Source organism: Microcystis sp. CS-574 (assembly GCF_028329095.1).
GTDB lineage: Bacteria > Cyanobacteriota > Cyanobacteriia > Cyanobacteriales > Microcystaceae > Microcystis > Microcystis ichthyoblabe_A.
Genome location: NZ_JAQMSY010000194.1, coordinates 1 through 8,813, shown reverse-complemented (window position 1 = coordinate 8,813; position 8,813 = coordinate 1). Strand labels below are relative to the sequence as shown.

Annotated in this window: 7 protein-coding genes; 6 read left to right on the top strand and 1 reads right to left on the bottom strand. The window is 43.5% G+C overall.

The features are described from left to right. Positions 1 to 261 precede the first annotated feature (261 nt). Together ychF and PN470_RS15570 are read left to right on the top strand one after the other, a co-directional pair. A complete protein-coding gene (ychF, locus tag PN470_RS15575) occupies positions 262 to 1,353 on the top strand; it encodes a redox-regulated ATPase YchF (protein ID WP_002732084.1) in 1,092 nt (363 codons plus the stop codon). Positions 1,354 to 1,678: 325 nt separating this feature from the next. Continuing rightward, complete coding sequence (locus PN470_RS15570) at positions 1,679 to 3,712, top strand: N-6 DNA methylase (RefSeq protein ID WP_271936461.1); 2,034 nt, start codon at positions 1,679 to 1,681, stop codon at positions 3,710 to 3,712. A gap of 99 nt (positions 3,713 to 3,811) precedes the next feature. Here PN470_RS15570 and PN470_RS15565 read toward each other — a convergent pair whose 3' ends face one another. Next, positions 3,812 to 5,353 (bottom strand): NAD(P)H-quinone oxidoreductase subunit N, encoded by a 1,542-nt coding sequence (locus PN470_RS15565; RefSeq protein WP_271936463.1) that lies wholly within the window; start codon positions 5,351 to 5,353, stop codon positions 3,812 to 3,814. A 507-nt stretch (positions 5,354 to 5,860) separates the two neighbouring features. Between PN470_RS15565 and pipX the strand changes: the two genes are divergently transcribed. The 4 genes from pipX to proC all read left to right on the top strand — a co-directional run bounded on the left by pipX (position 5,861) and on the right by proC (position 8,626). After that, positions 5,861 to 6,133: a transcriptional coactivator PipX gene (gene pipX / locus PN470_RS15560; RefSeq protein ID WP_002733869.1), complete on the top strand. Its 273-nt coding sequence runs from the start codon at positions 5,861 to 5,863 to the stop codon at positions 6,131 to 6,133. A 3-nt stretch (positions 6,134 to 6,136) separates the two neighbouring features. After that, the gene (locus PN470_RS15555) at positions 6,137 to 6,796 is read left to right on the top strand and encodes a YggS family pyridoxal phosphate-dependent enzyme (RefSeq protein WP_002731914.1); all 660 of its coding nucleotides are present in this window, start codon (positions 6,137 to 6,139) and stop codon (positions 6,794 to 6,796) included. Positions 6,797 to 7,115: 319 nt separating this feature from the next. Continuing rightward, a complete protein-coding gene (locus tag PN470_RS15550) occupies positions 7,116 to 7,688 on the top strand; it encodes a cell division protein SepF (protein WP_002732272.1) in 573 nt (190 codons plus the stop codon). 125 nt (positions 7,689 to 7,813) lie between these two features. Then, positions 7,814 to 8,626 carry a pyrroline-5-carboxylate reductase gene (proC, locus tag PN470_RS15545; RefSeq protein ID WP_103112524.1) on the top strand — a complete coding sequence of 271 codons (813 nt, stop codon included), beginning with the start codon at positions 7,814 to 7,816 and terminating at the stop codon, positions 8,624 to 8,626. Positions 8,627 to 8,813 lie beyond the last annotated feature (187 nt).

Here is an 8,813-nt window from a genome sequence, read left to right as displayed (position 1 = left end):
GGTGTGGGGTGTGGGGTGTGGGGAAATGGGGAAATGGGGAAATGGGGAAATGGGGAAATGGGGAGAATAAATAAAAATAATCTCCTGTCTCCTGAATCGGAGTCTCCTGAATCGGAGTCTCCTACCTCCAGGAAAAATTTTTTCAGCAAATGTTAACTAAGCTGTTGACTATCGAGAGTCTTTCTCATCAACCGGATTCACAAAAACGAGGGGCAGCCTGATATAGTGAGAGGTCGGGATGATGTTTATCAAGCAATTTTTATGTTAAAAGCTGGAATCGTGGGACTGCCAAATGTGGGAAAATCGACCCTATTTAACGCTCTGGTGGCTAATGCCAAGGCCGAGGCCGCTAATTTCCCTTTTTGTACCATTGAACCGAATGTGGGTGTGGTATCCGTCCCCGATGAACGTCTGGAGGTTTTGGCTAAAATCTCTAATTCTGAGAAAATCGTGCCGACGCGGATTGAATTTGTCGATATTGCCGGATTAGTCAAGGGTGCGAGTCGGGGGGAAGGATTGGGTAATCAATTTTTGGCTAATATCCGGGAAGTGGACGCGATCGTTCATGTGGTGCGCTGTTTTGATAATGATGATATTATTCATGTTTCTGGGTCCGTGGATCCGGCCCGGGATATCGAGGTGATTAATCTAGAGTTAGCTCTAGCGGATTTGGGACAGGTGGAGAAGCGGGTGGAACGTTTACGCAAACAGGCGAAAAATAGCAAGGAAGCCGCCGAAGAATTGGCTATCCTTGAAAAAATCCTAATTTGTCTTAATGACGGTATTTCGGCGCGAAAAGTGGATTTAAGCAAAGAGGAAGAAGAATTAATTAAAAATCTCGGTTTATTGAGTCGGAAACCGATTATTTATGCCGCTAATGTGAGCGAAGATGATCTGGCCACGGGTAATGATTGGGTAGAAAGTGTCCGTCAAATTGCCCAAGAGGAACAGGCCAAAGTTGTGATCGTTTCTGCTCAAGTGGAATCGGAATTAGTGGAATTGTCGGAGGAAGAAAGAAAAGATTTTCTCGGTTCTTTAGGAGTAGAAGAAGGGGGATTAAAATCTTTAATTAAAGCTACCTACGAGTTATTAGGACTGCGTACCTATCTCACCACTGGTCCCCAAGAAACCCGCGCATGGACGATTATTTCTGGTATGAAAGCACCCCAAGCAGCCGGAGTTATTCACTCGGATTTTGAACGGGGTTTTATTCGTGCAGAAACCGTGTCTTATCAGGATTTAGTTAATAGTGGCACGATGAGCGCGGCCAAAGAAAAAGGTTTAGTCAGAAGTGAAGGCAAGGAATACATTGTTCAAGAAGGTGATGTCTTACTATTCCGTTTTAATGTATAGCTAAAATGAGTCAGGTGAGCGCCGCCACCTGATCAAAAGGCTGAATAATTGGCGTTATCAAATTGAAAGATGCTCCGAATTTCTGTCATCAACAATCTCTCAGCTTTTTTCACTCACTTTGGTTAACATTAAACTTAATTTTTTATCTCTTGACATACTCTAATTTAGATTCTATAATTAGGTATAGGGGCAAGTTCTTATTTAATCAAGATGGCGATGATCTCTGTCCACTAAAAAACTGGTTTGCTAGGAATGCAGTCAAGACTAAAAATATTCTATCTATTCAACAACCCGCAACAGAAAACATTCAAATCAAGCGCAGTAAATGAAAGAGCAAGGATTGTTATTTTCCGAAGATAGCCTGTTACCTGAAAAACTCCCGCAAATTCAGGAATTACGACCTTCTAACAATCTTTCAGCAGTTTTTGAAGAGTGCCATAATTATATTTACGCCAACGAAGGAATGCTCAAAGACAAGATTTTTCACGAGATGGTTAAACTAATCATCATCAAACTTCATGATGAAAAATCTGCCAAGCAATCTGTAAATTTTGGCGTTACAGCAAGTGAATATAAAGCCATCGTCGCCAATAAGTCCGATGAATTTATGTCGCGTCTCAGTCAATTATTTACCTCAATCAAAAATCATTATCGGGGATTTTTCACCGATGACACATTCAAGTTAAAACCTTTGACTCTTGCTTATATTGTAGGCAGGTTACAGTACATTAATTTAACTAAAACATCTGGCGATATAAAAGGTGAAGCCTTCCAGACTTTTGTAAATAGACACCAGCGTGGAGATAGGGGAGAATTTTTTACCCCTCACCCAATTGTCCGCCTTGCGGTTGAAATGATAGACCCCAAACCAAACGAAAAAATTATAGATCCTGCTTGCGGAAGTGGTGGTTTTTTAATTCAAGCAATCAACCATGTTCGACAAAATAACCCAGAGTTCAATATAGCAACTTTTGTGCAAGAAAGTATTACAGGAATTGAATTTAATCCTGATGTCGCCCTTTCGGGAATGATTCGTTTAGTTTTTGAAGGTGGCACAGGTTCAGAAATTATCTGTACTAATGCGCTTATCGAAGATGAAAAATTAAATAATTCTTTTGATGTTATCTTGACAAATCCTCCCTTCGGAAATAAAGGAAAAGTAGAAGACCAGAAAATTCTTCAATCATATATTCTTGCCCGGAAATGGCATAAATCAGCGTCCAATGGTTGGGAAGTTTCCCAAGCCGTTTTAGCGGGTCAGTCGCCCGATATTTTATTTATTGAGAAATCTATAAAATTATTGCGGGCAGGTGGGCGCATGGCGATTATTCTGCCCGATGGTTTATTACAAAATATCTCTAATGGACCGATTCGGCATTGGTTGCGCTCCCAAACAAAAATATTAGGTGTTGTTTCCATACCGCCGGAAGCCTTTGTACCCTACGGCACTGGAATCAAGACATCACTTTTGGTGGTTCAAAAATTACCAGCAGACAATGATTCTTGTTTTATGGCACAAATCAAAAAAATAGGCTATGACGTTAAAGGACAAACAATATATAAGCGCAACGAGTCGGGAGTTATAGCCCGAAAAAAATCAGGTTTGCCAATAGTTGACGATGATATAGATGATATTTCTCAATCTTTTAGGTCATTTATCAATGGGGAATTTGCACAAAACAGCGATTGTATTTATACAGTTAAGAATACCCTGCTCAATTCGAGACTGGATGCCGAACATTATTTACCCAATGACCAAAAATTATTAGAACATCTAAAATCTATTGGGGCGAAACCTTTAGGTGAAATTGCCGATATTTTGAGAGCTGCGGCTGATTTTCGTTTAGCTAGGGACAGTGAAATTAGATATATCGCTATTTCCGATGTTGATTATCGTACAATGCAAGTTGTTTCCCAACAAATAATTAAGGCACACGAGGCCCCATCTCGTGCAACTTATAGATTGTACAAAGGTGATATTATTACAGCAATTTCAGGAGCAAGCACGGGAACACCACGCCAAGCAACAGCCCTAATCACAGAAGATGAAGACGGAGCAATTTGCTCAAATGGATTTTCAGTATTAAGAAATATTCAGGGAGTCGAGCCTTTGTTTTTATTAGTATATATGCGAACAGACTTTTTTTTGCGTCAGATTAAAAGGTACATGACAGGTCATGCTATTCCTACTATTTTAGTAGATGATTTGTCTAAAGTTTTAGTGCCTATTCCACCCCAATCTGAACAGCAGAGAATAGCAAAAAGTATGGCTGAAATTCAAGCAATTAGAAAAGAAGCGTTAAAAGCAAGTGAGAATGTTGTTAACCAAATGAGTCTTTTACTTGCCCAATTTGAGTAAGGCAAAAAGCAGGTTAAGCTTAGAAAAGGTCTTAAGGTGGTTGATTTATCCCAACCTTAAGACAGGACTAGGATACTTGGGATAAATCAACAGAGATTCTCAATTCGCCCGGGAAATGTGCGTCACCAGGGCCGCCGATTGTAGGATGGGGGTAGTGGTGACGGAATCCGTCGCTAGGGTAAAGAGAGGATTGGAAAGGATACCGGCCAGGGAAGTGGCCACTAGGGAGAGGACAATACCCACCTGTAGGGGACGCATCCCGGTAAGGGTCCAATTGATAACGGGGTAATTTTTCACCGCATCGGACATCTCTTGGGGTTCCTTGACCACCATCATTTTGACCACACGGATATAGTAGTAAATCGAGGCCACACTGGTGACTAAACCAACGAGGACGAGAGCATAAAGTCCCGCTTGCCAACCGGCCCAGAATAGATAAATCTTGCCAAAGAAGCCCGCTAGAGGCGGAATTCCTCCTAAAGACAGCAGACAAATGCTTAAACAGAGGGTTAGGAGCGGATCTTTCTGGTAGAGTCCCGAATACTCAGCGATCTGATCGGTTCCAGTTCTCAGAGCAAAGAGAATCACACAGGCAAAAGCCCCTAGGTTCATGAACAGGTAAATTAACAGATAGAAAATCATGCTAGAGTAACCCGCGTCAGTACCGGCGGTTAAACCAATCATGACAAAACCCGCCTGACCGATCGAGGAATAGGCTAACATCCGTTTCATGCTAGTTTGGGCCAAGGCGACCACGTTGCCGAGGATCATACTCAAAATTGCTAGAGCGATAAAGATAAACCGCCATTGTTCGCTCACTAGACCGAAAACCGTCACTAATAGGCGAATTGCTAGGGCAAAACCGGCCGCTTTGGAACCTACCGAGAGGAAAGCCACCACGGGAGTGGGTGAACCTTCGTACACATCAGGAGTCCACTGGTGAAAGGGAACCGCCGAAATTTTGAAGGCGATACCGGCAATCACAAAAACTAATGCGATCGCTAAGGCCAGGGACTGACCACCGTTAACAGCGGTTAATTTTTGGGCAATGGCACTTAAACTGGTTTCACCTCCGGATAAACCGTAGAGAAGGGAAACACCATAGAGGAAAATCGCCGAGCTAGAAGCTCCAATTAACAGGTATTTTAAAGCGGCCTCGTTCGATCGAGGATCCCGCTTCATGTAACCGGTCATTAGATAGGAGGAAATACTGAGCATTTCTAGGGAGATGAAGATCATCACCAATTCACTAGCGCCGGATAGGAACATTCCCCCGAGGGTTGCGGTGAGCATAATGGCTAAAAATTCCGCTAGGGAGGTTCCCGCTTGTTCCACATAACGGATAGACATCAGCACTGTGGAGGCGGTAGAAAGAGCAATAATCCCCCTAAAGACGATACTGAGATTATCCCCCTCAAAAGCCCCTAAAAAAGCCACCGGTTTCGGATTGTCCCAGGCAAAATAGAGAGCAGCCACAGCAGCGAGCAGACCAGCGATCGCAACGTAGGGCAGCCAACTTCTGGCACTCCGTCCCACAATTAAATCGCCGATTAAAATCACCATCAGGGTAATAATCAGGATTCCTTCGGGCCAGATAACGCCGGCGTTTAGCTGACTGGCAACAAGACTAGAAAAATCCATATTGATTGAGGTTAAAGGAATTTGAAGTTAAAAAAGGCTTAATACAAGCTTAGGGCATTTGATCAGCGATTCAGTGATTAGTTATCAGTGATCACTGATCCGGTGTCAGTTTTCAGTTCACTGATCGCCGCTATCGGGTTAAAATTTCTAAAAAACCAGATAAATTTGAGATAATCTTAGCTTTTATGGGCATTATAGTTGTCTCTTGTCTTTTTTATCCTCCTGTCTCAGAGTCTCCTCTGCAAAGGGAAAATCTTTGATTTTTGCAGCAGAGCTAATTTCTGATGGTGACAACTTGTCACCGAAATGTATCCAAGTTAACAGGGAAAAAGTGAAAACTCAGGAAATCATGACATAGACTGGCATCGTTAGTTGTAATTGAAGGATTCTGGTAAAATCAAGCTAGGGAAACACCCGAAAAATCAATTGTTTTTGAGCCATCCGCTTGATTTTATTGTGGAAAAACTTTCTAGTTCGCTCAATCCTTTTCCTTTAGCGATCGCTTGAATGAGTAACGAAACCTATCTCAATCATCCTACTTTCGGTCTATTATACAGAGTGTGTCTATTAGAAGAACATCGGGAATTATTCACCACTCTTTATGCCCAACGTCTTTTTTTTCTGGTGACGGTGGGACCCAAAAAAGTCTCGTTCGATCCGATTAGTCGTTCCGATGCTCGTCTTTTAGTGGAAAACCGGCTGCGGAATTTGCGCCGGGGCAGTAATGTGCAAGAATTTAACAGTCTCAACCAAACTTATCAACAAACCTTTTCAGTCTAGTTCATGACGATCGCTAGTCGTATCGAGTCCATCCGTCTTACCCTACCCCCCTGCACGCGTCTGATTGCCGTCAGTAAACAGGTATCAAGCGATTATATCCGTCAAGCTTACCGAGCAGGGGTGAGAGATTTTGCCGAAAGTAAGCTACAGGAAGCAATCTCGAAGCAGCAAGAACTAAAAGACCTCCCAGATATTTCTTGGCACTTTATTGGGCATCTACAGGCAAATAAAGCGCGCAAAGTCCTAGAATCTTTTGATTTAATCCATTCCCTCGATAGTTTAAAATTAGCCCAAAGACTCGATCGCCTGGCCTCAGAATTAGAGATTAATCCCCAAGTTTTGCTACAGGTGAAAGTTGTCCCCGATCCCGATAAGTTCGGTTGGGACAAGGCCGAACTCATAGCAGATCTTCCCGCTTTAGTCAACTGTCAACAGCTAAAAATTCAGGGTTTGATGACAATTCTGCCCCAGGGATTATCGGCTGGGGAAAAGTTAGCCGCCTTTGAAAAAACCAGCGATTTAGCCCAAATCATCGAGAATAGCTCTAGTTTATGCCTGCCTCATCTATCCATGGGGATGTCTAACGATTATCCTCTGGCCGTCAAGGCCGGAGCCACTTTGATCCGGGTGGGAACTGGCATTTTTGGCGAGCGCATTTACTGAACCATCTGCGTAAATTCACAGAAAAAAACCCCAGAAATTTTAATCATTGGTGATAATATATCTTAAAATTACAGCGTCTAGTCTAGAAACTGGTGGTTAGAAATGAGGAATTGACTTTTTCCCAATCCCTGAAAACTATCCCCTGATAACTAATAACTGAAAAGAGGGAACTAACTGCTGCTTCCAGACGACTAAAATGACGAACCCTTAACAAAATAGTTCCCCTGTACCAAGCGAGAGCAAAGATTGTTAAAGGCCACCAAATAACCCCGACTCTAGACAAGACCACCAAAAAAAATCTTTTGAAGGACATTAGACTGTGAACAACATTTTTACCAAGCTCAAAGATTTTGTCGGTATCTCCGAACAACCGGAAGATGAAGATGAAACCGACTACGAAGAAATGAACTGGGAAAAGTCTTCCCCCCAAGATAGGGATCAAAACGAAGAAGAAGAACCCCTTAATCGTCGTCAACGCGAACCTTTAAATCTCAATACAGCCACATCTATGGGACTCAACAGAAGCAACGTGATCGGTATGCCAGGTATTAACAACAATAATGCAGAAGTGGTCGTGATCGAGCCCCATTCCTTCGAGGAAATGCCCCAAGTTATCCAAACCCTGAGAGAACGCAAATCGGTGGTTTTAAACCTCAACGTCATGGACCCGGAAGAAGCACAAAGAGCCGTGGATTTTGTCGCCGGTGGCACTTATGCAATTGATGGTCATCAAGAACGCATCGGTGAGAGTATTTTCCTGTTTACCCCCAGCTGCGTTAAAGTTAGCACCCTTTCTGGAACTATTCACGATATCGCTGATAACCCGAAAATGGCTCGTCCCGTTTCCTCCGCACCTGCTTGGGCAGCCGAAAGCAGTCGATTAGCTCAATGAATCTTTCCATAGTCCTCTCGTCAGGTTTGTCGAAGCTAGAAATCGATCGATTTATCGAGAGGATGCGTTTTTTCTTGGTAGGATAGCTAAATCTCTCTTTTTTACTTTTTACTTTAAAAAATACTGTGTCTATTCGTTTAGGAATTATTGGCGGTGGAGTGATGGCCGAGGCCATTCTCAGCCGTTTATTAAAAAAAAATGTTTATAGTCCGGAAACGGTGTTAGTCAGTGAACCCCAGTCCCAACGGCGCAACTTTTGGGTTAATACCTATGGAGTGCAAGTCAGTGAGGATAACCGGGAAGCTGCTAGGGCAACTGAGGTGTTAATCTTAGCGGTAAAACCGCAAACTTTAGAGCAAGTAGTGAATAGTTTGCTAGGAATACCCGAAAAACCCCTAATTATCTCGATTTTAGCGGGAGTTACCCTCAATCGCTTAGAAATGGGCTTTCCCGATCGCCCCGTAATCCGGACGATGCCCAATACCCCGGCTACGGTGGGACAAGGGGTTACAGCGATCGCATCCGGTCGTCATGCGGAACCGGAACATTTGGCCGTAGCTAGAGATATTTTTGCTGCGGTCGGTTCGGTGGTGGAAGTTCCCGAGGCTTTGATGGACGCGGTAACGGGATTATCGGGATCGGGCCCGGCATTTGTGGCCCTAATGGTGGAAGCTTTAAGCGATGGTGGTGTGGCGGCCGGATTACCGCGAGCGATCGCCTGTCAATTGGCCATAGAAACAGTTTTAGGGACGGCAACCCTATTAAAAGAATCGGCCATACATCCGGGGGAATTAAAGGATCGCGTCACTAGCCCTGGGGGAACCACGATTGCTGGGGTGAGACAATTAGAAAAAGGCTCTTTTCGCTCCACTATTATCGAGGCAGTAGTGGCGGCCTATCATAGATCTAAAGATTTAGGGCGTAGTTCCGAAAAGTAATCTTTTTATCTTTTTTAACCCATAATTAGGTAGGCGTTAAAAATTATCAGACACCCCCCTTATCAAGGGGGGACTAAGGGGGGATCGGCACCCCCCTTATCAAGGGGGGACTAAGGGGGGATCGGCACCCCCCTTATCAAGGGGGGCAGGGGGGATCGAACCTAAAATCCATTTTTAATTTAATTAT